Source organism: Mitsuaria sp. BK041 (assembly GCF_014193085.1).
Taxonomy (GTDB): domain Bacteria; phylum Pseudomonadota; class Gammaproteobacteria; order Burkholderiales; family Burkholderiaceae_C; genus Roseateles.
On sequence record NZ_JACHYT010000001.1, the window covers coordinates 2,075,701 to 2,101,964 of the forward strand.

General features: G+C 67.8%; 26 protein-coding genes. 24 read left to right on the forward strand and 2 right to left on the reverse strand.

Annotated elements, in window-relative coordinates; translation table 11 throughout:
* The first annotated feature begins 1 nt into the window (after position 1).
* From tssC to FHT38_RS09175, 11 genes are all read left to right on the forward strand, one after another.
* Positions 2 to 1,501, forward strand: coding sequence for a type VI secretion system contractile sheath large subunit (gene tssC, locus FHT38_RS09125; RefSeq protein WP_091724439.1), 1,500 nt, complete (start codon positions 2 to 4; stop codon positions 1,499 to 1,501).
* Between the two features lie 215 nt (positions 1,502 to 1,716).
* On the forward strand, positions 1,717 to 2,196 hold the full coding sequence (locus tag FHT38_RS09130; RefSeq protein ID WP_091724440.1) for a type VI secretion system tube protein Hcp: 480 nt from the start codon (positions 1,717 to 1,719) through the stop codon (positions 2,194 to 2,196).
* Between the two features lie 148 nt (positions 2,197 to 2,344).
* A complete protein-coding gene (locus FHT38_RS09135) occupies positions 2,345 to 2,845 on the forward strand; it encodes a type VI secretion system tube protein Hcp (protein WP_183491386.1) in 501 nt (166 codons plus the stop codon).
* Between the two features lie 73 nt (positions 2,846 to 2,918).
* The gene (locus FHT38_RS09140) at positions 2,919 to 3,719 is read left to right on the forward strand and encodes a type VI secretion system accessory protein TagJ (RefSeq protein ID WP_183491388.1); all 801 of its coding nucleotides are present in this window, start codon (positions 2,919 to 2,921) and stop codon (positions 3,717 to 3,719) included.
* A gap of 117 nt (positions 3,720 to 3,836) precedes the next feature.
* Positions 3,837 to 4,424, forward strand: coding sequence for a hypothetical protein (locus FHT38_RS09145; RefSeq protein WP_183491389.1), 588 nt, complete (start codon positions 3,837 to 3,839; stop codon positions 4,422 to 4,424).
* Positions 4,409 to 4,930, forward strand: coding sequence for a hypothetical protein (locus tag FHT38_RS09150; protein WP_091724444.1), 522 nt, complete (start codon positions 4,409 to 4,411; stop codon positions 4,928 to 4,930). Before FHT38_RS09145 ends, FHT38_RS09150 begins: the two co-directional genes overlap by 16 nt.
* A 22-nt stretch (positions 4,931 to 4,952) precedes the next feature.
* Positions 4,953 to 5,447 carry a type VI secretion system baseplate subunit TssE gene (gene tssE, locus FHT38_RS09155; RefSeq protein WP_091724445.1) on the forward strand — a complete coding sequence of 165 codons (495 nt, stop codon included), beginning with the start codon at positions 4,953 to 4,955 and terminating at the stop codon, positions 5,445 to 5,447.
* Between the two features lie 9 nt (positions 5,448 to 5,456).
* Positions 5,457 to 7,385, forward strand: a complete 1,929-nt coding sequence (tssF, locus tag FHT38_RS09160; protein WP_183479298.1) for a type VI secretion system baseplate subunit TssF — start codon at positions 5,457 to 5,459, stop codon at positions 7,383 to 7,385.
* Positions 7,382 to 8,635 (forward strand): type VI secretion system baseplate subunit TssG, encoded by a 1,254-nt coding sequence (gene tssG / locus FHT38_RS09165; protein WP_091724447.1) that lies wholly within the window; start codon positions 7,382 to 7,384, stop codon positions 8,633 to 8,635. Before tssF ends, tssG begins: the two co-directional genes overlap by 4 nt.
* Complete coding sequence (gene tssH, locus FHT38_RS09170) at positions 8,632 to 11,283, forward strand: type VI secretion system ATPase TssH (protein WP_183491391.1); 2,652 nt, start codon at positions 8,632 to 8,634, stop codon at positions 11,281 to 11,283. Before tssG ends, tssH begins: the two co-directional genes overlap by 4 nt.
* 163 nt (positions 11,284 to 11,446) lie before the next feature.
* Positions 11,447 to 11,782: a YnfA family protein gene (locus FHT38_RS09175; protein ID WP_183491393.1), complete on the forward strand. Its 336-nt coding sequence runs from the start codon at positions 11,447 to 11,449 to the stop codon at positions 11,780 to 11,782.
* Positions 11,783 to 11,797: 15 nt separating this feature from the next.
* Here the strand turns inward: FHT38_RS09175 and FHT38_RS09180 are convergent, their stop codons facing one another.
* Together FHT38_RS09180 and FHT38_RS09185 are read right to left on the reverse strand one after the other, a co-directional pair.
* Positions 11,798 to 12,502 (reverse strand): hypothetical protein, encoded by a 705-nt coding sequence (locus FHT38_RS09180; protein ID WP_183491395.1) that lies wholly within the window; start codon positions 12,500 to 12,502, stop codon positions 11,798 to 11,800.
* On the reverse strand, positions 12,502 to 13,224 hold the full coding sequence (locus tag FHT38_RS09185; protein ID WP_254783294.1) for a hypothetical protein: 723 nt from the start codon (positions 13,222 to 13,224) through the stop codon (positions 12,502 to 12,504). The genes FHT38_RS09180 and FHT38_RS09185 overlap by 1 nt, the downstream gene beginning before the upstream one ends.
* A gap of 173 nt (positions 13,225 to 13,397) precedes the next feature.
* Between FHT38_RS09185 and FHT38_RS09190 the strand changes: the two genes are divergently transcribed.
* The 13 genes from FHT38_RS09190 to FHT38_RS09250 all read left to right on the forward strand — a co-directional run bounded on the left by FHT38_RS09190 (position 13,398) and on the right by FHT38_RS09250 (position 26,043).
* On the forward strand, positions 13,398 to 15,461 hold the full coding sequence (locus tag FHT38_RS09190) for a type VI secretion system Vgr family protein (RefSeq protein WP_147241393.1): 2,064 nt from the start codon (positions 13,398 to 13,400) through the stop codon (positions 15,459 to 15,461).
* Position 15,462: 1 nt separating this feature from the next.
* Entirely contained in the window at positions 15,463 to 16,011 is a 549-nt protein-coding gene (locus FHT38_RS09195) for a hypothetical protein (protein WP_147241392.1), read from the forward strand.
* Positions 16,012 to 16,024: 13 nt separating this feature from the next.
* Positions 16,025 to 17,179 carry a DUF2169 domain-containing protein gene (locus FHT38_RS09200; RefSeq protein WP_183491400.1) on the forward strand — a complete coding sequence of 385 codons (1,155 nt, stop codon included), beginning with the start codon at positions 16,025 to 16,027 and terminating at the stop codon, positions 17,177 to 17,179.
* Entirely contained in the window at positions 17,179 to 18,273 is a 1,095-nt protein-coding gene (locus FHT38_RS09205) for a hypothetical protein (RefSeq protein WP_183491402.1), read from the forward strand. Before FHT38_RS09200 ends, FHT38_RS09205 begins: the two co-directional genes overlap by 1 nt.
* A gap of 9 nt (positions 18,274 to 18,282) precedes the next feature.
* On the forward strand, positions 18,283 to 18,669 hold the full coding sequence (locus FHT38_RS09210; RefSeq protein ID WP_091724455.1) for a DUF4150 domain-containing protein: 387 nt from the start codon (positions 18,283 to 18,285) through the stop codon (positions 18,667 to 18,669).
* A 17-nt stretch (positions 18,670 to 18,686) separates the two neighbouring features.
* Positions 18,687 to 19,829 carry an HNH/endonuclease VII fold toxin-2 domain-containing protein gene (locus FHT38_RS09215; protein ID WP_183491404.1) on the forward strand — a complete coding sequence of 381 codons (1,143 nt, stop codon included), beginning with the start codon at positions 18,687 to 18,689 and terminating at the stop codon, positions 19,827 to 19,829.
* 7 nt (positions 19,830 to 19,836) lie between these two features.
* On the forward strand, positions 19,837 to 20,832 hold the full coding sequence (locus tag FHT38_RS25280) for a hypothetical protein (RefSeq protein WP_255488637.1): 996 nt from the start codon (positions 19,837 to 19,839) through the stop codon (positions 20,830 to 20,832).
* Positions 20,829 to 22,157 (forward strand): hypothetical protein, encoded by a 1,329-nt coding sequence (locus tag FHT38_RS09225; RefSeq protein ID WP_183491406.1) that lies wholly within the window; start codon positions 20,829 to 20,831, stop codon positions 22,155 to 22,157. Before FHT38_RS25280 ends, FHT38_RS09225 begins: the two co-directional genes overlap by 4 nt.
* A gap of 2 nt (positions 22,158 to 22,159) precedes the next feature.
* Positions 22,160 to 22,612 carry a hypothetical protein gene (locus FHT38_RS09230; RefSeq protein ID WP_183491408.1) on the forward strand — a complete coding sequence of 151 codons (453 nt, stop codon included), beginning with the start codon at positions 22,160 to 22,162 and terminating at the stop codon, positions 22,610 to 22,612.
* A 73-nt stretch (positions 22,613 to 22,685) separates the two neighbouring features.
* Positions 22,686 to 23,225 (forward strand): SMI1/KNR4 family protein, encoded by a 540-nt coding sequence (locus FHT38_RS09235; protein WP_183491410.1) that lies wholly within the window; start codon positions 22,686 to 22,688, stop codon positions 23,223 to 23,225.
* Positions 23,215 to 23,661 (forward strand): hypothetical protein, encoded by a 447-nt coding sequence (locus FHT38_RS09240; protein WP_183491412.1) that lies wholly within the window; start codon positions 23,215 to 23,217, stop codon positions 23,659 to 23,661. Before FHT38_RS09235 ends, FHT38_RS09240 begins: the two co-directional genes overlap by 11 nt.
* A gap of 28 nt (positions 23,662 to 23,689) precedes the next feature.
* Positions 23,690 to 24,217: a hypothetical protein gene (locus tag FHT38_RS09245; RefSeq protein WP_183479317.1), complete on the forward strand. Its 528-nt coding sequence runs from the start codon at positions 23,690 to 23,692 to the stop codon at positions 24,215 to 24,217.
* A 143-nt stretch (positions 24,218 to 24,360) separates the two neighbouring features.
* Positions 24,361 to 26,043, forward strand: coding sequence for a cellulase family glycosylhydrolase (locus tag FHT38_RS09250; protein WP_183491414.1), 1,683 nt, complete (start codon positions 24,361 to 24,363; stop codon positions 26,041 to 26,043).
* Positions 26,044 to 26,264 lie beyond the last annotated feature (221 nt).

Here is a 26,264-nt window from a genome sequence, read left to right on the forward strand (position 1 = left end):
CATGGCCGAAGAGATCCTCTCGCAAGCCTCGCCCTCGCTGCAGGGCATCGAATACGAAGGCGGCGAGTTCGCCTCGCTGCTGAACAAGGAATTCAAGCCCAAGACCGACGAGGCCAAGTCCGCCGTCGAGCAGGCGGTGCTGACGCTGGCGCAGCAGGCGCTGTCGCAGACCCAGCTGATCGGCAGCGACGTCATCGTCTCGATCGAGTCGATGATCGCGGAGATCGACAAGAAGCTGTCCGAGCAGGTCAACGCGATCCTGCACCACGCCGAGTTCCAGCAGCTGGAATCGGCCTGGCGCGGCCTGCACTACCTGGTCAACAACACCGAGACCGACGAGCAGCTCAAGATCCGCGTCATGAGCATCTCCAAGAACGATCTCGGCAAGACGCTCAAGCGCTACAAGGGCACGGCCTGGGACCAGAGCCCGATCTTCAAGCGCGTCTATGAAGAGGAATTCGGCCAGTTCGGCGGCGAGCCCTTCGGCTGCATCGTCGGCGACTACTACTTCGACCACAGCCCGCCCGACGTCGAGCTGCTGGGCGAGATCGCCAAGGTCTCGGCCGCCGCGCACTCGCCCTTCATCGCCGCGGCGAATCCCTCGCTGATGCAGATGGGCTCGTGGCAGGAACTCGCCAACCCGCGCGACCTGACCAAGATCTTCAGCACGCCCGAGTACGCCGCCTGGAAGTCGCTGCGCGAGTCCGACGACGCGCGCTACATCGGCCTGGCCATGCCGCGTTTCCTGGCGCGCCTGCCCTACGGCGCGAAGACCAATCCGGTCGAGGAGTTCAACTTCGAGGAAGAGACCGGTGGCGGTGAGCACGCCAAGTACACCTGGGCCAACTCGGCCTACGCGATGGCGACCAACATCAACCGCTCGTTCAAGACCTACGGCTGGTGCACCCGCATCCGCGGCGTCGAGGCGGGCGGCGCGGTCGAGGGCCTGCCGGCCCACACCTTCCCGACCGACGAGGGCGGCGTGGCCATGAAGTGCCCCACCGAGATCGCCATCAGCGACCGCCGCGAGGCCGAGCTGGCCAAGAACGGCTTCATGCCGCTGGTGCACCGCAAGAACTCCGACTTCGCCGCCTTCATCGGTGCGCAGTCGCTGCAGAAGCCCGCCGAGTACGACGATCCGGACGCCACCGCCAATGCCAACCTGGCCGCGCGGCTGCCGTATCTGTTCGCCTGCAACCGCTTCGCCCATTACCTGAAGTGCATCGTGCGCGACAAGGTGGGCTCGTTCAAGGAACGCGCCGACATGGAGAAGTGGCTGAACAAGTGGATCATGAACTACGTCGACGGCGATCCCGCCAACTCCTCGGAGACGACGAAGTCGCAGAAGCCGCTGGCCTCGGCCGAGGTGGTGGTCGAGGAGATCCCGGGCAACCCCGGCTACTACTCGTCGAAATTCTTCCTGCGTCCGCATTACCAGCTCGAGGGCCTGACGGTCTCGCTGCGGCTGGTCTCGACGCTGCCGTCGCAGAAGGGCAAGTGAGGCGGCGGGTCGCCCCGGCGGCCCGCGCGAAGGAAACAAAGAAATCGCGCGCAACGACGCGCGACGCGTCCAAGGGAGCGCTGTCGAAGGCGCCGTTCTGAAATTTTCGAGGCGATGAGCCAACCGGGCCCTCGGGCCCGAAATCCCGGTTTCCGCATGCGGTGAGCGTTGATGCGGAGACTTTTTTCAAAGAGTCCATCTAGGAGAAACCGACCATGACGATCGACGCCAATCTGAAGTTCGCCGGAGTCGAAGGCGAATCCACCCACAAGGACCACAAGGGCGAGATTGATCTGCTCGCCTGGTCGTGGGATGTGCGTCAGGAAAGCACCGCCGCCGCCGGCACCGGCTCCGGCAAGGGCAAGGGCATTCCCGGCCAGTTCGTGTTCGCGCACTACTACGACAAGGCGTCCCCGGTGCTGGCCAAGGCCTGCGCCTCGGGCAAGCACTTCGACCAGGCCGTCCTGACCTGCCGCAAGGCCGGCGAAGGCCAGCAGGACTTCCTGAAGGTCACGCTGAAGCAGGTGCTGGTGACCAACGTCGCCCCGTCGGCCTCCGCCGGTGGCGAGATCAGCGAGAGCGTGGCCCTGTCGTACGCGGACATCGAGTTCGAGTACAAGGCCCAAGACGCCAAGGGCGGCCTGGGCGGCGCGGTCAAGTTCGGCTGGAACGTGGCCACGACCGAAACCCGTTGATCGGCGGGGCGCCGGTGCGAGCCGGCGCCTTCCGTTCGCGGATCCGCGGCGCGACGGCCCCTGGCCGGCCGCGCCGCGCTCGGACAACGCATGACGGTGCGCCGCCTGGCGCGCGCGCCGTCATCCGTTGTCCATGCCGGAGCGAAAGATGAATCCGATGACCAGCGGCGGCGCGACCAGCGCCGACATGTACCTGGACCTGTCGCTCAAGCGGGCGGGCAAGGTCAAGGGCGAATCCACCTCGGCGGGCCACGCCGGCGACGTCGTCGTGCGCGGCTTCAGCTGGGGCGTGGGCGCCGCCGGCGATGCGGTGGCGGGCCAGCAGACCGGCCGCCGCAGCTATCGCCAGCTGACGATCACCAAGGACCTGGACAGCGCCAGCACCGCGCTGATGAGCGCGGTGGCGACCAACGACGAGGTCAAGTCCGCCAAGCTCTACCTGCGCAAGGCGGGCGGCGCGCAGGAGGACTACTTCTGCCTGACGCTGGAGAAGGCCCGCGTCGCGTCCTACGACATCGACTGCGATGCCGACGGCGCGCCGGTCGAGCGCATCGCGATGAGCTTCCAGAAGGTCTCCATCGAGTACCGGACCCAGAACGCCAAGGGCGCGATGGGCGGCACCCACACCTTCGACGACGACCTGACCTGACCTGGCCCGATCCCGCGCGGCGGGCGAGGGCTGGTCTGCACCCCAACAACGACGAGATGTCACGGAGCATGCGATGAGCGCAGTGCAGGAACTGCTGGCGGCGGGCCGCCCGACCGAGGCGCTGGCCGCGGCGCAGGCGGAGGTCCGGCAGCGTCCGCAGGACGCCAAGCTGCGCACGATGCTGTTCCAGCTGCTGGCGGTGACCGGCCAGTGGGCGCGGGCGGCGGCGCAGCTGGAGGTCTGCGGCGAGCTGGACGCCGGCACGCTGGCGATGGTCAACACCTACCGCGAGGCGCTCAAGTGCGAGCTGGTGCGCGAGGCCGTCTTCGAGGGCCGCACCACGCCCATGGTGATGGGCGAGCCCGCCGAGTGGGTCGCGAACCTGGTGCATGCGCTCAAGCTCGACCACGACGGCGACGCGGCCGGCGCGCGGCAGCTGCGCGCGCAGGCGCTGGAGGCCGCGCCGGCCACCGCCGGCACGATCGACGGCCAGGCATTCGAGTGGCTGTGCGACGGCGACTCGCGCCTGGGCCCGGTGCTGGAGGCCGTGATCAACGGCCGCTACTGCTGGGTGCCGTTCTCCGCGCTGAAGGAAATCCACATCGAGCCGCCGACCGACCTGCGCGACCTGGTCTGGGCCGCGGCGCACCTGGAGTTCCCCAACGGCGGCGCCTCGGTGGCGCTGATCCCGACGCGCTACCCGCGCAGCGTGGCCTTCGACGACGAACGCGTCTGGCTGTCGCGCCGCACCGAATGGCAGCCGCTGCCGGGACCGGAGGACGACCAGTACGCCGGCATCGGCCAGCGCGTGCTGATGAGCGACCAAGGCGAGGCAGGATTGCTGGATGTCCGTCTCATCGAATTGAGGAAGTGAATGCGCTGCCGTCCGTCCCGTCCGTCCTTGCTCCGCGCCACCCGGGCGCCGTCCGTCCTGTCCGCTGGCGTGCCGGCCACGGTGTCGCCCGCGGCGTCCCCGCTCCGTTCGATCGCGATGAAGGCGGTCCTGGCCGTGGCCGGGACCATCGTCGCGTCGTCCGTCCACGCCGACGCGGGATCGATGCCGCCGGCGGCGAAGACCGCGGCGGCCAAGGCCGCGCCCTCCGCGAAGGCGGCCTGGCGCGCGCTGTCGCCCGAGGCCTGCACGCCGCTGGCTGACGCCGACCGGGCCAAGCTGCCCGCCAGCTGGGCCAAGTACCTCGACGCGGCGCGCCGCTGCGAGCTGGCGGCGCCGGGCGGCACGCCGCGCGTGGCGCTGATCTCGGTCTTCGCCGAGACCTATTACGCCACCCGCGCCGCTGACGCGCCGTGGGAGGACTTCCCCAAACCGATGCTGGTCGACCGCGAGTTCCGCTGCGTCGGCGGGCTGCCCGAGCTGTTCCCCTTCGATCAACCGCGGACATTGACGCTGCGCCACGGCCTGTGGCGTGACGGCGTGCCGCAGGAAATCCGCGTCCAGGTCAGCAACCCGGCCGTCGGCGGCGATTACGCGCTGCCGGCGCTGCGTTGGGACGCGGCCGAACACCGTTACCGCGCAGCGGGCGCCAAGCCGTCCGCGGACTTCCCATGCCCGACATCCTGAATCCCTCCGCCACCGAACCCGTCACCGCCGCCCAGCTCAAGCAGGTCGCCGACGAGGCCTACGAAAAGTACCCCGGCTCCTGCAGCCACGCCGTGTGGCACGTCATCAAGCGCTACATCCCGGACCAGGAGTACCGCACCGCCAATTCGCTGGTCGCCTTCCTGAAGGCCGACAAGCGCTGGAAGGAGACGCCGGTGTCGGAGCTGGCCGAGCGCGCCAGCCGCGGCGAGCTGATCGTCGGCGGCCTGGTGACGCAGCCCAACGGCCACGTGATCGTCGTCTATCCCGGCGCGGCCAAGCCGGCCGGCGGGTATGCCTACACCTCGGGCGGCAAGTCCCAGACCATGCGCGCCCGCGGCATGTATCCGCTGGCGATGTCGACCTCGCTGGGCGGCTGGGCCGGCGCCAAGAGCAAGGGCGACAAGACGATCTGGGACCCCTGGGCCAACGACGGCAAATTCGCCGAGGTCGTCTTCTGGCGCCTGGACACCGGCGCCGCGAAGTGAGCGGATCCGCGCCGCGCGAGCCATGACCCAGATCACCCGCGATCGGCTGCAGCCGGCCCTGCTGGACCGCCTCACCGACGACGATCCCTTCCACCGCGTCGAGGCGGAGGAGCGCCGCGTCATGACCAAGTCGCAGCTGCGCCAGGCGGTGCTGCGCGACCTGGGCTGGCTGTTCAACGCCATCCAGCCGCTGGGCAAGGCCTGCGACCCGTATGCGCGGGTCGGCGACAGCGTGCTGAACTTCGGCCTGCCGGCGCTGTCGGGGCAACTGGCCTCGCGCATCGACGTGCACCTGCTGGAGAAGCAGATCCGCCAGGCCATCCTGCGCTTCGAGCCGCGCATCCTGCCCGACACGCTCGAGGTCCGCGCGATCGAGACGCAGAGCGTCATGGACACCCACAACGTGATCGAGTTCGACATCCGCGGCCACCTCTGGTCGCAGCCGGTGCCGCTGGAGATCCTGCTGCGCACGCAGATGGACCTCGAGGCGGGGCAGGTCGAGGTGCGCGAGGGCTGAGGACGCGCGATGGATCCCCGGCTGCTGCGCCTGTACAACGACGAGCTCGCCCACCTGCGCGAGGTCGGCGCCGAATTCGCCCGCGACTTCCCCAAGATCGCCGCGCGCCTGGGCCTGGAGGATGCGGAGGTCGCCGACCCCTATGTCGAGCGGCTGCTGGAGGGTTTCGCTTTCCTGTCGGCGCGGGTGCAGCTCAAGCTCGACGCCGAGCATCCGCGCCTGATCGCCCACCTGCTGGAGTCGATTTACCCCAACTTCCTGGCGCCGGTGCCGTCGATGATGATCGCGCGCTTCGGCGTCGATCCGACCGACCCCAACCTCTCCAAGGGCCACCCGGTGCCGCGGGGCAGCGTGCTGCAGTCCGGCGTGCCGCGCGGCCAGGACACCCGCTGCGAGTTCCGCACCGCCCATGACGTGACGCTGTGGCCGCTGACGCTGGACGACGTCCAGTACTTCAGCCACGCGCCCGACCTGCCGATGTCGCGCCTGCCCGATGCCGCCGGCAGTCGTGGCGGGCTGCGGCTGCGGCTCAAGACCGGCGGCGGCATTCCGGTGCGCCAGCTGGGGCTGGACCGGCTCGCGCTCTACCTGAGCGCGCCCGACGAGGTCGCCTATCGCCTGCACGAGCTGGCGCTGGGCGCGCCACTGGGCAGCTTCGTCACCGGCGAGGGCATCGACGCTCCGGCGGTGCCGGCGCAGTGGCGGTCCGCGGCCAGCATCCGCCCGCTGGGCTTCGCGCCGGACGAGGCGCTGCTGCCGGAGACGCACCGCAACTTCTCCGGCTGCCGGCTGATGCAGGAGCTGGCCGCGATGCCGCGGCGCTTCCTGTTCCTGGAGATCGACCAGCTCGCCGAGCGCCTGGCGCGGGTGGAGGGCACGAGCTTCGAGATCGTGCTGTTCTTCAGCCGCGGCGACGGCGCGCTGGAGGCGATGGTCGACGTGGACAGCGTCTCGCTGCACTGCACGCCGGCGATCAACCTGTTCCCCAAGCGGCTGGACCGCATCCAGCTGGGCACGGGCAGCTGGGAATACCACGTCGTCCCGGACCGCACCCGGCCGATGGACTACGAGATCCACAGCCTGCAGTCCGTGACCGGCTACGGGGCCGGGGCGCTGGGCCAGCAGGGCTTCGAGCCGCTGTACGCGACCTACCACCAGGCGCCGCCCGATGCGCCCGGCTTCTACACGGTGCGGCGCGAGCCGCGCCTGCTGTCGACGCGCCAGAAGGAGCAGGGGCCGCGCACCGGCTACATCGGCGACGAGGTCTTCCTGTCGCTGGTCGACCCGCGCCATGCGCCGTATCGCGAGGACATCCGCCAGCTGTCGGTCTCGGCGCTGGTCACCAACCGCGACCTGCCGATGCTGCTGCCGCACAACGGCGCCGGCGCCTGGCGGCTGGACGCGGCGGGGCCGGTGCTCAAGGTCGAGGCGGTGCATGGCCCGACGCGGCCGGTCAACCGCCAACCGGTGGGCGAGGCGGGCTGGAGTCTGGTCGGCCTGCTGACGCAACAGCAACTGCCCTGGGCCGACGAGCCGCCCGCGCAGGCCGCGGCGACGCTGCGCCGCCTGCTGGCGCTGTACGGCCCGCCGAGCGATCCGGCCTGGCTGCGCCAGGTGGAGGGCGTCCGTGGCGTCGATGCCCAGCCGGTCGTGCGGCGCCTGCCGTTCACCGGGCCGCTGAGCTTCGGCGCGGGCACCGAGATCACGCTGGAGCTCGACGAACTGGCCTTCCAGGGCCACAGCGCCTATCTGTTCGCGAGCGTGCTGGAGCGCTACTTCACCCGCCACGCGGCGATCAACAGCTTCACGCAGCTGAGCCTGCGCACGCCGCAGCGCGGCCAGGTCAAGCGCTGGGCGCCGCGCATCGGCGGCGATGCCGAGGGCCGCGCGCAGCGCACGGAACGCGACGGACGCGCCTCCCCGGGGAGCCGTCCATGAACGTGCGCGACGCCGGCGGGTCGGACGACGCCCAGGCGCCGTCCGCCGCGGGAGGCGCGGTGCCGGGCGCTGCGGCGGCCGCGAGCGCCGCGGTCAGCGACGCCGAGGACGCGGGCGCGGAGCCATCGCCCGCCGCGCTGCTGGCGCGTCGTCCCGCGCGGCGCGGCGAGCACGACGCGGCGCTGCGCGCGCTCTTCGAGAGCGTGGAGGCGACGCCCTGGGCCCATGACTTCTTCGCGCTGCTGCGCCGCATCGAGGGCCTGACGCCCGATGTGCCGCGGCTGGGGCGCGGCCTGCGGCCGTCGCAGGAGGCGATCCGGCTGGGGCAGGAGCCCGAGCTGGACTTCGCGCCGGCGGCGCTGGCCAGCCTGACCCGCGGGCAGAACCCCGCGCCGCGGCTGGGCGTGCGCTTCTTCGGGCTGCTCGGTCCGCAGGGGCCGATGCCGCTGCATCTGACCGAGTACACCCGCGAGCGGCTGCATCAGCGCGGCGACCCGACGCTGAGCCGCTTCCTCGACGTCTTCCATCACCGGCTGCTGCTGCACTTCTACCGCGCCTGGGCCCAGTCCCAGCCGGCGGTGCAGCATGACCGGCCGGCCACGGACCGTTATGCCGCCTGGCTGGGCGCCGCCACCGGGCTGGACGGCGCGCAGCGGCCGGCGGACTCGCTGCCGCAGACCGCGCGCCTGTTCCAGGCCGGGCTGCACGGCGGGCGGGCGCAGCACGCCGAAGGGCTGGCCAAGATCCTGTCGCTGCACTTCGGGGTGCCGGTGCGCATCGAGCAGCACGTGCCGCACTGGCTGCCCGTCGAGGACGGCGAGCGCACGCGGCTGGGCTTCGCGCGCCAGCGGCCGGAGCGCATCGGCCGCGAGCTGCCGCGGCTGGGCGTCGACACCGCCTGCGGCAACAAGGCCTGGGACCGGCAGTACCGCTTCCGCGTCGTGCTGGGCCCGCTGACGCTGCGCCAGTACGAGGGCTTCCTGCCCGACGGCGACGCGTGGCGGCCGCTCAACGACTGGATCCGGCAGTACGTCGGCCACAACCTGCAATGGGAGCTGCAGCCGGTGCTGCGCCGCGACGAGGTGCCCGCCGCGGCGCTGAGTGGCCGCGCGCGCCTGGGCTTCACGTCCTGGACGGGCCGCTCGGGCGGCCGTCCGCATCGTCACGACCGGGGCGACCTGCACCTGCATCCGCGACAGCGGGTGAAGGGACGGGCCACGCCACCGGCATCACAGGGAGCATCGTCATGACAGAAATCGCCCGCACCAGCCTCTTCGGCAAGCTCAATCCGCTGGCCTACAAGGCGATCGAAGGCGCCACCGTGTTCTGCAAGCTGCGCGGCAATCCGTATGTGGAGCTGCAGCACTGGCTGTACCAGATCCTCAACACGCCGGACTCCGACCTGCATCGCATCGTCAAGCATTACGGGCTGGACGCGGCGCAGCTGTCGGCGGACCTGATGGCTTCGCTGGACCGGCTGCCACGCGGCGCGACCTCGGTCACCGACCTGTCGAGCTGGGTCGAGAACGCGGTCGAGCGCGGCTGGGTCTATGGCTCGCTGATGTTCGGCGACCAGCAGGTGCGCACCGGCCATCTGGTGCTGGGGCTGCTGAAGACGGCGTCGATGCGCAACGTGCTGCTGTCGGTGTCCAAGCAGTTCGAGAAGATCCCCGTCGACGACCTGAGCGAGCATTTCAACCAGATCCTGGAGGGCTCGCCGGAGCGAGCGATGCGCGCGGCCGAGCCGGGCGCGGCGCCCGGTGACGCGAGCGGCGCGATCGCGCCGGCGGCGATGGGCAAGCAGGAGGCGCTCAAGCGCTTCGCGGTGGACCTGACCGAGCGCGCGCGCAATGGCGAGATCGATCCGATCGCCGGCCGCGACGAGGAGATCCGCCAGATCGTCGACATCCTGATGCGCCGGCGCCAGAACAACCCGATCCTGACGGGCGAGGCGGGCGTGGGCAAGACGGCGGTGGTGGAGGGCTTCGCGCTGCGCCTGGCGCAGGGCGACGTGCCGCCGCAGCTGAAGGACGTGTCGCTGTACATGCTGGACATCGGCCTGCTGCAGGCGGGCGCGAGCATGAAGGGCGAATTCGAGAACCGGCTGCGCCAGGTCATCGACGAGGTGCAGGCCTCGCCCAAGCCCATCATCCTGTTCATCGACGAGGCGCACACGCTGATCGGCGCGGGCGGCGCGGCGGGCACGGGTGACGCGGCCAACCTGCTCAAGCCGGCGCTGGCGCGGGGCAAGCTGCGCACGATCGCGGCGACGACCTGGGCCGAGTACAAGAAGCACATCGAGAAGGATCCGGCGCTGACGCGGCGCTTCCAGGTCGTGCAGGTGCCCGAGCCCGATGAGCACAAGGCGGTGCTGATGCTGCGCGGCGTGGCGTCCATCCTGGAGAAGCATCACCGGGTGGCGCTGCTGGACGAGGGCATCGAGGCGGCGGTCCGCCTGAGCCACCGCTACATCCCGGCGCGGCAGTTGCCGGACAAGGCGGTGAGCCTGCTGGACACGGCCTGCGCGCGCGTGGCGGTGAGCCAGCACGCGACGCCGGCGGAGCTGGAGGACTGCCTGCGCCGCATCCAGGCGCTGGAGATCGAGCGCGAGATCATCGCGCGCGAGGGCGCGATCGGCATGGACGTTGCGGAGCGCCAGCAGCGCGTGGCGGCGGCGCTGGACGAATCGCAGACGCGCAAGGCGGAGCTGGAGGCGCGCCACCTGAAAGAGAAGGGCATGGTCGACCGCGTGCTGGCGCTGCACGCGCTGCTGCGCAAGGACGGCGAGGGCGCGCCGTCGGAAGAGGAGCGGGGCCCGCTGCTGAGCGAGCTGCACGGCCTGCGCGCAGAACTGGCGACGCTGCAGGGCGATGCGCCGCTGATCCTGCCTCAGGTGGATGAGCAGGCGGTGGCCGCGGTGGTGCAGGACTGGACCGGCATCCCGGTCGGCCGCATGGTGCGCAACGAGCTGCAGGCGGTGCTGCAGCTGGCCGACACGCTGAACCAGCGCGTGGTGGGCCAGCGGCATGCGCTGGAGATGATCGCCAAGCGCATCGAGGTCTCGCGCGCCGGGCTGGACAACCCGAGCAAGCCGATCGGCGTGTTCCTGCTGGCGGGCACCTCGGGCGTGGGCAAGACCGAGACGGCGCTGGCGCTGGCCGAGGCGCTCTACGGTGGCGAGCAGAACGTCATCACCATCAACATGAGCGAGTTCCAGGAGGCGCACACGGTCTCGACGCTCAAGGGCTCGCCGCCGGGGTATGTCGGCTACGGCGAGGGCGGCGTGCTGACCGAGGCGGTGCGCCGCCGGCCGTACAGCGTGGTGCTGCTGGATGAAGTCGAGAAGGCGCACCCGGACGTGCATGAGCTGTTCTTCCAGGTCTTCGACAAGGGCTGGATGGAGGATGGCGAGGGCCGCTACATCGACTTCAAGAACACGATCATCCTGCTGACGAGCAACGCGGGCAGCGACCTGATCATGAAGCTGTGCGCGGATCCGGAGCTGATGCCGGAGCCGGAGGGCATCGCCAAGGCGCTGCGCGAGCCGCTGCTGAAGGTGTTCCCGGCGGCGCTGCTGGGCCGGCTGGTGACGATCCCGTACTACCCGCTGAGCGAGGAGATGCTGGGCCAGATCGTGCGTCTGCAGCTGGGCCGCATCCAGAAGCGCGTGGGCGAGAACCTGGGCGTGCCGCTGAGCTTCGGCGACGACGTGGTGAAGCTGATCATCAGCCGCTGCAACGAGGTCGAGAGCGGCGGCCGGGTGGTGGACGCGATCCTGACGAACACGGTGCTGCCGCGCATCAGCCGCGAGTACCTCACGCGCCTGACCAACGGGCAGACGATCACCAAGGTCGCGCTGAACGTGAAGGACGGGGACTTCGAGTACGGGTTCGATTGAAGCGGGAAACTTGCTCGCGTGAGCACCGGCGGTATCGAGCTCGTATGAAGACATCTTCGAAACTTTCGGCAGCGACCGCGAGGCGAGTACCCGAAGTCGCTGCGGCGCAAGCTCGAAGCGGCTCGTCATCCACTTCCACGAAGTGATCGGCGAGCGCTGAGCCATGGAACTGGCCAAGACCTTCCTGCTGTTCGTCGTCACCGCCGTCGCCGAGATCCTCGGGTGCTATCTGCCGTATCTCTGGCTCAAGCAGGACAAGTCCGCGTGGCTGCTCGTGCCCGCGGCCGGCAGCCTGGCGCTCTTCGCCTGGTTGCTGACCTTGCATCCGACCGCCGCGGGCCGCGTCTACGCGGCCTATGGCGGTGTGTACATCGGCGTGGCGATGGCCTGGCTGATGCTCGTCGACAAGGTCAAGCCCACGCCCACCGACTGGATTGGCGTGGCCGTCAGCCTGGTGGGAATGGCGATCATCGTCCTGGGGCGCCGGCCGGCGGCCTGATCCGCGCCGTGACGCTCAGGGCTGGCCGATCGTCAAGGTCCCATCCTGGGCGTTGCCCGGCTCCCCGCTGACCGCGCGGCGATCGACCTGGCCCTCGCAGCCGCGCGCGCTGCATTGGTAGGCGACCAGCCGCAGCGGCTTGCCGGCCTTGGGCTCCGAGCGCTCGACCACGCGCAGCGTGAGCGTGCCCGCGGTGGCGCCCGACACCAGCGCGTCGCAGCCCGTCCAGTACCCGACGAAGCGATGCGCCGTCGCGCCCGGCGCCGCGCCGTTGAAGGGCACCAGCACCACGCTGGTCCAGCGCTGGAAGGTGCCGCTCTTGCCCACGCCCGCGTGCGAGAACTCCAGGCAACTGCCCCAGCGCTGACCGCCCGCCATCACGCGGTACGCGTCGGTCGGCGTCCAGTCCAGGTCGGGCAGGGCGTCGCCGCCCGGCGCCTTGTGCTCGACGACCTGCAGCCGCTGGCCGCCCTCGGCGCGCGCGAACCCGCCCTTGTCACGGTCGATGCGCAACTCGTCAGCATCGACGAAGCAGCCCTGGGGGCCGCACCAGCCTTCGGTCTTGATCGGGGTCAGCGTCGCCGCCGTGGCTGGACCACGGAGCAGGTCGCGCAACTCGGTGGCGTTCTTCGCCAGGGCGTCGGCCTGGGCGGCGCAGGCGGCGAAGGCCGAGCAGGCGAGGGCGATCGCGGCGAGGGCAACGGGACGCTGGGGGCGCATCAGTCGTATTCCTTGTTGTTGGTGGCCTTCACGAAGTCCGCGTTGTACTTCCAGAAGATCGTGCCGCCATAGGCGGCGGTGGACTCGTATTTGTAATCCCATTTGCCGCGCAGCTTCGTCTTCTGCCCTTGCGCGTTGCGCCACCACTCTTCGCCGGGGACGTCCTTGTCCTTGATGTCGTAGATGTTGTGCTTCGGGTCGGTGATGTGGATGCCGGCCTTGACCTTGGGATGCTTGTCGTAGTTCGACTTGATGTCGGCGCCGTCCCAGAAGTAGGCGCCGTTCGAGTAGTCCGTGCCGCTGGGATCGAGCGCATTGCGCGCGCCACGCACGGCGTCGTTCATGCCGGCGTCCTTGGCGATCTCCTCGGCGCTGGCCTTGATCAGCTTGCCGTGGCGCTGGTTGCCGTCATGCGCGGCGAAGGCGAAGGTCTTGTCGGCCTTGATGAAGGCGCTGATCGTCTTGTAGCCGCGGGCCTTCTGCTGGCGCACCAGCACGTTGGCGATGGCGGCCATCTCCTCGTAGACGTTGCCGGTCGAGCCCTCGCCATAAGCGACGGCGGCCAGCGCGCGGGTGTCGTCATCGATGGCCGGCGGCTTGTCGCGCGGCGCGGTGCCGACAGGGGCCGGCAGCGGCGACGCGGCGCGCACCAGGGTGCCGTCGTCGATGTCGAAGCAATTGGCGCCGGCGCCAAGCGGCCCGGGAATGCGGCAGGCAGGCATGGAGATCTCCTGGATACGACCCCGGAGGCCGCGGGCAGCGCAAGTCCTGCCCCTGATGCGGATGGGGAGGATGGACGGTAACGGGCGCAGGGCGGCGGCCAAAGTGACTTTCGCCTCTTTTGCGCGCGATAGGCGCCCCCTACCGTGTCGGCCAGGGAGATCCTGGAAGACCTATGGCCTCACCGTTCCGCCTCAAAACCGCCTTGCCCGACGACGTCCTGCGCGTGCATTCCTGCACTTCGCGCGAGGGCCTGAGCGAGGCAGGAGACACCACGCTGACGCTGCTGAGCGAGCGCAAGGACATCCTGGCCTCCGAGCTGCTGGGCAAACTGGCGACCTTGACGATCGCGCTGCGCGAGGACGCGCCGCGCCACCTCAGCGGCTATGTGACGCGCTTCGCGCAGCGGGGCTTCGAGGGCAAGCACTGCGTCTACGAGATGCAGCTCAAGCCGTGGCTGTGGCTGCTGTCGCGCACCGCGGACTGCCGCATCTTCCAGGAGATGTCGGTGCCGGACATCGTCAAGCAGGTGTTCGAGGACCATCCGGTGGCGCGGTACGAGTTCAAGCTGCTGCGCCCGTACCGGACCTGGAACTACTGCGTGCAGTACCGCGAGACCGACTTCAACTTCGTGGCGCGGCTGCTGGAGCACGAAGGCATCTACTGGTACGTGGAGCACGACGAGAGCGGCCACAAGGTGGTGCTGTGCGACTCGGCCAGCGGGCATGACGCCAAGCCGGGGTGTGAGTCGCTGCCGTTTTATGGCTCGGAATCGCAGGGCGCGCCGCAGCTGGAGTACGTGCAGGGCTGGAGCGGCGCGCAGTGCGTGCGGCCCGGCAAGGTGGTCATCACCGACTACGACTTCCAGAAGCCGTCCAGCGCGCTGGAGACAAGCCAGATGGTCAAGCGCGACTACGACCTGTCGGACGGCGAGATCTTCGATTACCCGGGCGGCTACATCCAGACCGGGGACGGCTCGCAGTACGTGGAGGACCGGCTCGACGAGCTGCAGAGCAGCCATGAGACCTATGAGGGCACGACCAATGCGCAGGGCGTGCAGACGGGCCACCTGCTGGCGCTGACGCGGCATCCGCGCGACAGCGAGAACGCGCAGTACCTGGTGACTGGCACGCAGCTGGCGCTGCACCAGGCGGCCAATGAATCGGGCTCGGGCGAGACCTCGCTGCGCTGCAGCTTCAGCTGCATCCCGGCGCAGCAGCAGTTCCGGCCGGGGCGTCGCACGCCCAAGCCGCTGGTGTCGGGGCCGCAGACGGCCATCGTGACAGGGCCGGCGGGCGAGGAGATCCACACCGACAAGTTCGGCCGGGTGAAGGTGCAGTTCCACTGGGACCGGCGGGGCAAGCGCGACGAGCGCAGCTCGTGCTGGGTGAGCGTGGCGCATCCGTGGGCGGGGTCCAACTTCGGCGGCATCCACATCCCGCGCATCGGGCAGGAGGTGATCGTCGGCTTCATCGAGGGCGATCCGGACGCGCCGATCATCATCGGCCGCACCTACAACGGCGAGAACCTGCCGCCGTGGGACCTGCCGGCCAATGCGACGCAGAGCGGCTTCCTGACGCGTTCGACCAAGGGCGGCAGCTACGGCAATGCCAACGCGATCCGCTTCGAGGACAAGCAGGGCGCGGAGCAGCTGTGGATCCACGCGGAGAAGAACCAGGACATCGAGGTCGAGAACGACGAGACGCATTGGGTCGGCCGGGACCGGACCAAGACGATCGACCGGCATGAGACGGTATTCGTGAAGGGGAACCGCACGGAGACGGTCGACCTGGACGAGACGATCACGGTGCATCAGAACCGGACGGAACGGGTGGACCTCAACGAGACGATCTCGATCGGGGACAACCGGTCGGTGACGATCGGGGGAATGAAGACGGAGACGGTTGCGCTGGCCAAGGCGGAGACGATCGGTCTGGCGAAGGCGCTGACCATCGGATTGGGCTATCAAACCACGGTCGGCGCCATGATGAACACGACCGTGGCATTGAGTCAGACCGCGCAGATCGGACAAAACAAGAGCACCAACGTCGGCAAGAGCTACGCCATCACCGCGGGGGACGAGCTGTCCATCAATGTTGGCAAGGCGAGCCTCACGATGAAGAAGGACGGCACGATCATCATCAATGGCCACAGCTTCAGCCTGGGCACCACCGCTGAACAGACGTTCAACGCGGACGGCGAGGTGACCGTGAAGGGCAAGAAGATCCTGGAGAACTGACGTGGAGCGAGTCGACTTTCCGGCGCATGGCGCCGAGGAGGCCTCACAGGAGGCATCCCCGTTCCATGCGCTGCTGAGCCAAGGGGCGCAGGTGGCGGCGTTGCCGGCGCCGGGCCAGGTGGTCATCGGCACGCTGCAGACGACACCTGTGATGGGTTCGGCGGGCGCGGCGCTGGTGCCGGGGTTGGGCGTGGTGGGCGTCGCTCACAGCCTCGTGCCGCTGACACCGGCGCAGGAGGGGCGAGGTGTGGCGCTGAGCGTCCTTGCGGACGGCTCGGCCATCGTGCTGGGGCTGCTCTGGAATGGCGCCGGGTCGGAGCATTCCCTGGAACTGCCGGATCGGCAGCCAGAGGCCCGGCCGGAAGGGATCGAAATCACGGTCGACGGCCATCGCGAGGTGATCGAGGCCGCTGAAGAGCTTGAGTTGCGCTGTGGTGAGGCGTGCATCGTGCTGACGGCCGATGGCCGCATCCAGCTCCGCGGGACCTACATCACGAGTCATGCGAGCGCGACGCAGCGCATCGTCGGCGGGTCGGTGCACGTGAACTGAGGGTGGCGCAGAGATGCAGGTACACGTAGGGTCGAAGCATCTGGCCACCGATGTCTCGGTGGCGCTGGATGCGAGCGGCAGGGAGCATCTCGTGGTCATCGCGAAGGCGACGTGGAGCATCCCCGAATGGGGACAGCGGCCGCGGCCGCTGGCGCCTCGTCCCATCGTCTCAACAGACAACTACTTTGGGGATCCCGGCGAGAGCGCAATGAGGTACGGCGCCGATGCGGCCCGCTACAAGCCGCAGTGCGACGTGATCTTCGACGCCACTGCGTATAGCGCCGCCGGCGCGCCGGTCACCACGCTGCTCGCAGGCTGGCAGGTAGGCGCGCTTGCCAAGCAGGTGCGGGTGATCGGCCCGCGCGTTTGGTCTGCTTCCCTGGAGCCTGGGGCGCCAGCGCCCTTCGATCGCATGCCCATCCGCTACAGCCTGGCCTTCGGAGGAACGCGCTGGTCCGACGACGGCGGGCGGCATGCGGAGTCGTTGCTGTCCAATCCCGTGGGACTGGGCTTCGCAGGACCGGATACGCTGCGGCAGATGGTTGGACAACCATTGCCGACGCTGGAGGCCGTCGATGATCCGGTGCGCCGGCCCGATGGCTCCCATCGAAGTCAATCCTTCGGGCCCATTGGTCGGCATTGGATGCCGCGCAAGACTTTCTCCGGCACCTATGACGAGCATTGGCGCCGTGAGGTTTTCCCCTTCCTGCCCGACGACTTCGACGAAGCATTCAACCAGGTGGCGCCGCCCGACCAGCAGATGCCATATCCGGTCGGTGGCGAGGAGGTCGTCCTCACGCGCTTGATGCCACATGTCGCCGGCGAAACCGAGCGGCGCTTCTTTCTTCCGAAGCTCGACCAACCTGCAGTCCGCATCCTGCGCACGGACTATTCGCAGGAGCGTTTGAAACCGGTGGTCGACACCCTGTTCTTCGAGACAGACGCGGTGATTGATGAAGAGACCGGACGACGAGGACGTTTCACCGCGGTCTGGCGCGTCGCGACTCCCATCCGGCGCCGCATTCAGGAGTTCAGCGCGGTCACCGTTGGACCGGTTGATGAAGCCTGGTGGGCGGCGAAGGCGTCCGGTCAGGCGGATGGCGCCTGCGTGGGATGTGGCGAGGCGAAAGCGCCGGCTTTGGCAGGCGACCTCGAGGAGGTCGACTGATGGATCGAGCGCGTTCTGAACTGCGCGTGGTCTCGGCGGGCGTCTGTTGCGCCCTGGGCCACGAACTTGCCGCCGCGGGGCCGGCTATTGCCGCCAATCTCGATGCGTTCGGTACAGCCGGTTTTCTTACCGATACGGGAGTGCCCATCCCTGTCGCTGCGTTGCCCTCGGGGCGGGTGTGGGGTGTGTCGAGATTGGCACATTGGGCCGCTTGGGCCGTCCGGGACTGCCTTGTGAACGCATATCCCGGCCTTACGCAGGAGGGCCTGATTGGTATCGCCAGATCCTGCGCACTGCTGCTGCTTACGCCGACCGCGGAGGCGCTGGAGGATCGCGACATCACCGTCGACGGCCTACCCGAAGCGGTGGCCAATCTTTTGGGCTTGCAGTTCTCCAATGCCACGCGCGTGCTGCCGTTTGGCGAAGCGGGCCTGAGCAAGGCCTTGGACCAGGCCGCGGCGCTACTGGAGCATGCACCAGAAGGACGTGTGCTGCTGGTGTCGGCGGACAGCCTCCTGGATGTGCAGTTGATAGAGCGGATGGTCGAGGACGAACGTCTGCGGGTACCGGGCTCGGATCGCGATGGCTTCACGCCAGGCGAGGCCGCTGCGGCGGTGTTGTTGGAAAACCCATTGCGCCCCGGGCCTGCCGGGATCGTCGGCCAGGCCGATTTCCGATTGCTTGGCTGGGGGGGCGCGGAAGAAGCGGCCCGGTGGAACAATGGGCTTCCCAATCGGTCGCAGGGGCTGACAAGGGCTGTCCGTGCCGCCTTGGGAGCCGCGCATGTGACGATGGCCGATGTCGACTACCGTCTCTCGGACCAAAACGGCGAGACGTTCCTGGTGCGCGACGCCGCTAATGCGATGACGCGTCTGATGGCGGATGTCGATCCTGATCGGTCGCCCGTGCTGATTACGCTGGCCGACAAAATTGGTGATGTGGGAGTCAGTGTCGGCGTGGTCGGAATTGCCTTGCTTCATTACCTTTCCAACCGGCCGGCGTTCTGTCCCGGACAGCTTGGTCTCATTCATCTCGCGCAGGACGATGGTCTGCGCTGCGCAATCGTCGTCGGCACCCTGCCGATGGCGGCTTGAAGGAAGCAAATGGACACGCGTGTCTTTGCAAATGGCTCGGAGGTCTGCTCCAAGGCTGCGGACGGAACGTCCCAGGTCGCCGTCGACCCGTGCTGGAGCCCACCGGCGCCGAGCGCCGGTCCAGTCGTGATCGTCTATGCCAATACGGCCTTCTCCAACCAGTTGCAGAAGGGCAGCAGTACGGTTTTCATCTGCGGCACGCCGCTCGCCTTGCGCGACAAGTCCTTCCTGGCAAACAGCACCGGCAACGAGCCGGCGACGCAGCAGTTCGCCAAAGGCGTGTCGAGCGGCGTCATCAAAGGCAAGGCGTACTTCGTGGACTGGTCGCCGGACGTGAAAGTCGAGGGACTCAACGTGTGCCGGCATTTTGACCCGATGACTCACAACCACGGCTGACGACGGAGCGACCGGGAATGAGCGCCAACACGCCCACCACGTATTACAAGGATTCGTCCGCCGTCGCGGCCGCGTGCAAGAAGGACTTCGAGAAGATCGAAAAGGCCTGTGCGAAGGATGACGACACGAAGCCAAAGTCGCGGCCCACATTCAAGAAGCTGCTGGGATCGAAATACAAGAATCACAGCGGAACGCTGAGCAAGGGCGGGACCGACAACAAATCCTGGATGGCGGATCACTGCGATTTCCTGTGGATTCCGCCGGGGCCGAGCTCCCACGGCGAGTTCCTGAAGAAGCTGGACTCTCTGAAGGACGATTTGGCCGAGGCGGTCGATAAGAAGCTGATGTCTGCCATTGACTCCGCGAAGGAGCGGCTCAAGCAAGAAGCGATCGACATGGCCAAGAAGAAGGCCGGTCAATCCGCAGCGCGAGCCGGCACGAGGTGGTTTGTCGGCGCGAGCGGCGCTGCGGTGGGTGGTGTCGGTGGTTTGGTCACGGAAGGCATCGCGACGGTCTGGAACCTTTGGGACATGGCAAGCACGGGCTGGGATGTCGCCAAGACGGGATACAACGCGTATCAGGAGCTTGGGGCCCTGGACGACATGGTCAAGGAGTTCAAGGGCGTTGGAACGGAACTGGAACGTTTGGGGCAGCAAGCGAAGTCGGACCCGCAAAAAGCCATCGCGGACTTCATGGCCGGTGTGGCGAAACTGAATCCTTGCATGCGCGCGCGGCGATGCTCGTTGGTGCCATATGGAAACTCGGGCGGCATGTCGGGCGACGGGTGTTGTCCCGGCCAGACCGGCCACCACCTGATTCCCGACTCAGCAGTGAAGGATTCGGGGTGCCCAGACTATGACTACAAGAAGGCTCCTACGGTTTGTGCGGAAGGGACAGGCAATAGCCATGGCGGTTCGCACCAGCGGTTGCATGATGTTCTGGAACGCCGAATGGATAAGCACATTCGAGAAAATCGAAGCACGGCCATCTCATACGCTGACTATCGAAGGCACGCGATGATGGCGTTCTATGAAACGTTCCCCGAGTCTGGGTGCAGTAGACAGTGTTTACAGGCCCAACTTGATGCGCACTACAAGTGTTCGGGAAAGACCCTAAAGGCCGCATCCGGAAAGGGTGCGACGCCGAAGGTGGAAGAGTGAGTACTGTATGACCCAATTGCTAGATTTGTTGTCTGCCGAGGATTACGCGAAACGCTTCCAAGGCTCGGGGATTCGAGACTGCGCCGTCATCGATCGCGGCCTGTTCTTCTTTATCAGTTTCCAAGACTGGGATGACGACAAGCCTCGGCCATTCGCGGACGAGCTTCAGACGCGTCTGACCAAACTGGAATTGAACGCGGAGAAGCGCTGGATCACCACCTTTATGGACGGCTACTCCAATCTCATGTGCTCCGGGCCCAGGGAAGGCGAGATTATTTGTGTCGCTGTTGACGGGCGTGGTCAAGTACTCGCCAAGAAGGTTCAAGGCTCGGATGACGAGCAACCTGTTCCCGGCGGAAAGGGGGAAGGGCCCTGCCGAGGGAACGTGGGCAAGATCAAGCCGTTTGCCGGTCGCATGTACGGTTGCGGCGGTGGCCGTAGTTTGTTCTATCGGATTGGTCCCGACCAGTGGGCGGAAGTGGGGCCATTGCCGCCCAACGGCCGCGGCGAAACCGGCTTCCAGGATTTCGACGGTTTCTCTGAATCCGATATCTACGCGGCGGGTGGCAAAGGCGACGTCTGGCGCTATGACGGGACTGCATGGCACAAGATCGCCTTCCCATCCAACATGTGGATCGAATCGGTTTGCTGTGGCGAAGACGGGTATGTCTACATCGGCGCGCAGTCGGGTACGGTCTATCGCGGTCGCGGTGATCAGTGGATGATGATTCATCAAGGCGATCTGAGCCTGCCGTTCCGCGACATGGTCTGGTTCAAGGACCGCGTCTACGCGACGAACGACTACGGCCTCTGGGAGATACAAGAAGGCCGGCTGCAGCCCAGCCAAGCCCCCATTGAGATCACCAACTGCGCGGGCAATCTTTCCGTCGCTGATGGCGTGATGCTGATGGCGGGCGCTTACGGCGCTGCACTCCATGACGGTCAGTCGTGGTCACGCCTTTTCAGCATCGCCGAGTTGGCTCGCCAGGCTCAGGGCGGATGAGCACAGTGCTGCGTCTGGAGGAGCGGCCGCCGATCATCGCGGCGGTGGTGCGGCGTCACGTTGAGGACGCGGCCTTCTACTGGTCGCAACTCGATGGATCGATCGATTCGCCGCAGCTTGGCGCCGAACGGGCTTCGCAGTTCGCTGCCTTGCTCACCGCTCATCTCGAGGGCGTGCGAGCAGGGAAAGAAGCGGCAGCGGCGATGGCGCAGCAAGCGCTTGAGCGGTGGCGCAAGCCTGGAGAGGCTTTCGTCGCCTGCGTCGCCGCGCTGTCGCTGGAGGGGGAGGGACGCATCGCCGCGATCGAGGCAGTTCTTCGGCAGGTCAGGCTCCGGCCGGATCTTCTGGTGCGCGGGGCCGTATCGGCGCTCGCCTGGGCATCACCAGCGGCGACCCGCCGGTGGCTGGCCACAGTCACCAGCCTCTCCGACCCCATAGACCTTGTCATTGCGTTGCGCGGCAGTGTCTTGGTGCGACACACCGTCGCCGACCTTGAAGCCTTCGTTGTCCATGCTTCTCCTCACGTGCGTGCTGCCGCCTGTCGGTGTGCAGACGCCGCGATGATCCCGGCACTCCAACGCCTTTGCGCGGACGAAGCGCTCGCCGTGCGCGCGGAGAGTTGCATCGCGCTTGCCCGGCTTCTGGACGCCGAGGCGGACGAACACCGAATGGCTGCCGCATCGCGCCTCTGGCAATGCGTGGCCGAGCAGGTGGCCTATCGCGAGCGCGCCAGTGGATGGGATCTCGTTCAAGCCGATCGCCGATTGAATCGATGGGTCCGCCATCTGGCGCAGTTGGCGCCCATTGGGCATCCGGGAATGCGTGAGCTGGTGCAGCGTCTTCCCCCCCGGGTGGGACTGACAGCGATGCTTCACCATGGCGACATCGCGCTGCTCGATCTTGTTGTGCATCGCATGGCGGACGACGAACAGGCGCGCTGGGCTGGATGGGTCTGGCACTGTCTCACCGGCGTTGACCTGTTGGCTGAGGGACTGGCGCTCGACGAGCCGCCTTTGGACCTCGATGCACGTATGACGCAGGGACGCAGAGATGCGGACCTCGGGCTGGTGCTGCCGGATCGTGATCGGGTGGCAGCGCATCCGGTGAACAGGCTGCGGCTCGGTGATGGCAGACGAGCACTGCTTGGCCGCCCGGCGGGGGAACGCGAACTCAAGCAGATCGTTGACCCCAAAGCCGACTTGCCGCAGGGGCTGCGATTTGTTGCGGCGAATGCCCTGAATCGAATCCAGTCCGAGGCGGAGTTGAACATCCGAGCGCGACCCGACGTGCAGCGGTCGACGCTTCAATCCCTGGGAATCTCCTGAGCATGCCTGCGTTTGATCCTTGGAACGATGCCGAGCTACTCGGCCGACACCTCGCACGGGTGGATGCTGAACTGCTCGTGGTGATCGGTGCGGAAGGCTGGTGTGACAAATGCAAGCGCCTTCGCCCCGCGTTCGAGACGCTTTGTCAGGCGGGCATGCCGTCGCAAGTGGCGTGGATGTGGCTTGATCTGGAAGACCATCACGAGTTCCTTGGGGAATTCATTCCGCCGGATCTGCCCCTGTTGCTGCGCTGGCGCAAAGGACTCTGTGTCCAGGCGGCCGTGGTTGAAGACATTGCACTCGATGCGGCGCCGAACGAACGCGTCAAGCTGCGACCGATGCACATCGAAGGTACCGGGGTGAGCGATCCGAACCAGGGTGAAGTGGTGGAGCTGCCCGCACTTTGGGCGGAGTTCGTCGCGGAGACCTGGGCCGAGGGCTCACCGAGTCGCTGATCTTGGCGCCGATCGTCTTGGCTTCGCCTGCGCGGCGCGGATTCCAGGTTCGGATTCAACGAAGGCACTCCACATGAACTGGAAGCTGGCGTTCCCCTTCGCGCATGACTACCCCGTCATCACTCGTGCGGACATCCTCGCTTTCGAGGGACGCAATCAGCTGAAGCTGCCCGCCGACTATGCGGCGTATCTGCTGGCGCACCGAGGCTCTTCGCCGATGTTCCAGAACGAGGACGGACGATTCCGGGCTGTCGAGTTCGATGTGGGTTGGGAAGGGAAGCCAGCCAAGAGCTACGGAGATCGGTGCGGTCTGGAGAGCACCTTCAGCATCTTCGCAGGCAAGGACATTGAATCGCCGTACAAGGGCGGATGCGACCTGGACGACAACATCGTCTGGAACAAGCATCTCCATCCGCCGGGCCTGCTACCGATCGGCATGGACGCCGGCAATTCGCTGTTCCTGTTGGGCGTTGAGGGGGAGTTGGCGGGGCAGGTCTTCTTCCTCTCGACCTTCCACATCCCGTGTCCCATGTCTTACGACCACATCGGTTTCATCGCCGATTCCTTCACCGCCTTCCTTGCGGCCGCGCGGCCGATGCAACGTGACAACTGACCTCACCCTGGACCTCTGGGCCGTGCTCTCGCTCCTGGTGGGGCAGGCGCCCCTCGATGCGCCGAAGCTGGCCTCCACGCTGCACTCCCCGGTGGTTCAACGCGACATTCACAACGCCTGGACCGATGGCTTCTTTGGCGGGCCGGTGACGCTCGCAGACGGCGTGCGGATCGAGGAAGCCTTTCTGCGCGTGAGCCGGCGCGATCCGTCAAACGCCTGGGGTCTCGTGCTGAAGATCGATGGCTCCTGCGTGCCGCACGCGGAGGTGCTTCGTCGCCATGAGGGGCTCGCGATCACCGGCCATCCCCGCGGTGCCTCCCTGAACGAAGAAACCCACTGGTCCCGCCCCACGCCCTGGGGCAAGCTGGGCTTCGGCTTCGCCGAGCGCCGCGAGGACTGCCTGAGTTCCATCCTCATCGCCGGACCCGCCTGGTGAGCGCCGCGACGCGTTATCGTTCGCCTCCATGACCGACACCCACGCCACCGCCCCCCTGTCGCTCCCCGAGCTCCCCCGCCTGCTCGGCCTCACCGAGGTCGACGCGCCGCTGATCGCCGCGATCCTCGCGCACACCACGCCCGCCGGCGCACCAGCGCCGACCGAGCTCTCACAGAAGCGCAAGAAGGAGATCCGCGCCGGCTTCGTCCTGCTCAAGGAACTCGGCGTCGTGATGTCCTTCACCCCGCGTGAAACCCACGCCGTGGACTTCGGCGAGCCGCTGGGGCCCGGCACCCACGTGCTCAGCGCGCTCTTCTACTACCCCGAGGGCAGCGAGGAAGTCGAGCCCTATGCCGGCGACGCGCCGTTCGCATCGACACCGGTCGAGACGCGCGACCAGGCGCTCGCCGCCTACGGCACGCCGTCCGATGGCGAAGAGGAGGAGGGCATCGTCGAGTGGGAGCAGTGGCAGCTCGAGGACCGCGAGCTGACCGCCGACTACGCCGACGACGGCGCCGTGCTGACCCTTACCGTCGCGTTGCCGCTGTCGCTCTGATCCGTCACGCGCGCCGCCCGGACACGCCGCTGTGGCGAAGATGACAACGTAGTCATACGGCGTTACCCATTCTCACCAGCCCTTGCGGGCGAGGCTTCGACACTGCTGGCGTTCCCTGTCCCGCAACTTCATGGGCCAACGTCATGCATCCAGTTCCTCGTCGCTTCGTTCAGCGTGCCAGCCTCGTGGCGATGGCCTTCGGGGCCGTCGCGCCCGCCTATGCGGCCCTGAGCCTGAACGTGGCCCAGGACGTCTGGTCGGGCGGCTTCTGCTCGCGGGTGACCGTCCGCAATCCCGGCACCACCGCCAGCGGCGCCTGGACGCTGCGCTTCGAGTTGCCCAGCGGCCAGATGAACGGCTCCTGGAACGGCACCTTCAAGCTCGAGTCGGGCGCGACCTTCGCCGTCACCGGCACCAGCTGGAACTCGCCGGTCGCGCCGGGCCAGAGCTTCGAGGTCGGCTTCTGCGGCACCGGCACCGCGCCGAATAGCGCCTCCTTCCGCATCTCGGAGGCCGGTGCGCCGGCACCGGCTCCCGCTCCGGCACCAGCACCCGCTCCGGCACCCGCTCCCGCTCCCGCTCCCGCTCCCGCTCCGGCACCCGCTCCCGCTCCCGCTCCCGCTCCCGCTCCCGCTCCGGCTCCCGCTCCGGCACCAGCTCCGGCTCCGGCACCGGCACCAGCGCCAGCGCCCTCCAGCGACCTCTCCGTCCCCGCGACCGGCCAGTTCAAGCTGCCGTTCAGCGTCGCGACCGATGGCCGCATCCTCGACAGCCAGGGCGTCGCGGTGTCGATCCGCGGTGTCAACTGGTTTGGTTTCGAGACGCCGGACCTCGTCGCCCACGGCCTGTGGCAGCGCAACTACAAGGACATGATCGGCCAGATGAAGGACCTGGGCTTCAACGCGGTCCGGCTGCCGTTCTGCCCGGCGACGCTGCGCTCCACCGGTCGCCCCAGCGGCGCGCTGAACACCAGCGTCAACCCCGACCTGGCCAACAAGACGCCGCTGCAGGTGCTGGACCGCATCGTCGCGGAGTTCGCGACGCGCGGCTTCTATGTCCTGCTCGACCATCACCGGCCCGACTGCAACGCGATCTCCACGACGCCCCAGATTCCCGGCTACACGCTGGACCAGTGGGTCGCCGACCTGCAGTTCGTCGCCGATCGTTACCGCAACGTGCCCAACGTCTTCGCCATCGACCTGAAGAACGAGCCGCACAGCACGGGCGGCAGCGGCGCCTTCTGGGGCACCGGCGACATCAACAACGACTGGAAGCTCGCCGCCGAGCGCGCCGGCAGCGCAGTGCTCGCCACCAATGCCAAGCTGCTGGTCTTCGTCGAAGGCGTGTCCGACAACGGCGGGCGCTGCGAGAACCCCGATGCCCACTGGTGGGGCGGCAACATCGAGCCCTCGGCCTGCTATCCGATCGACGAGACGAAGATCCCGCGCAACCGCCTGGTCCTGTCGCCCCACATCTACGGCCCGTCGGTGAGCGGCCAGCCCTATTTCGGCGACGGCACCGGTTTCCCCAACAACATGCCGGCGATCTGGCAGAACCAGCTCGGCCGCTTCATGGGCAAGAACGCCGTGGTGCTGGGCGAGTTCGGCGGACGCTTCACCGACAAGGACCGCCAGTGGCAGGTCAAGTTCGTCGACTGGCTGAAGTGCAAGGGCGTGCGCAACTTCTTCTACTGGTCGTGGAATCCGAATTCCGGCGACACCGGCGGCATCCTGCAGGACGACTGGCAGTCCGTCTCGCTCGACAAGTACAACAACCTGAAGCGCCTGTGGGACGGCTCCGCCGTGGACACCAACGTCTGCCGGTGAACCCACCGAGCGGGCGGGGAGGGCGCGGCGGCGTCGCCCGGCCGGCACCGTAGCGCGCGCCGCCGGCGGCGTCTGTGGCGTCACCCACACTGGTGACACGCCGTCGCCGGCTGATTCACCCCTTTACAAGGGCGCGTCGCGCGAATGACTTTGGTCGCTTCCGGCGCTCCTCGCACCGGCCTACCGTGAAGCACCACTCCCCGGGTCCCCTCCGGTCCGCC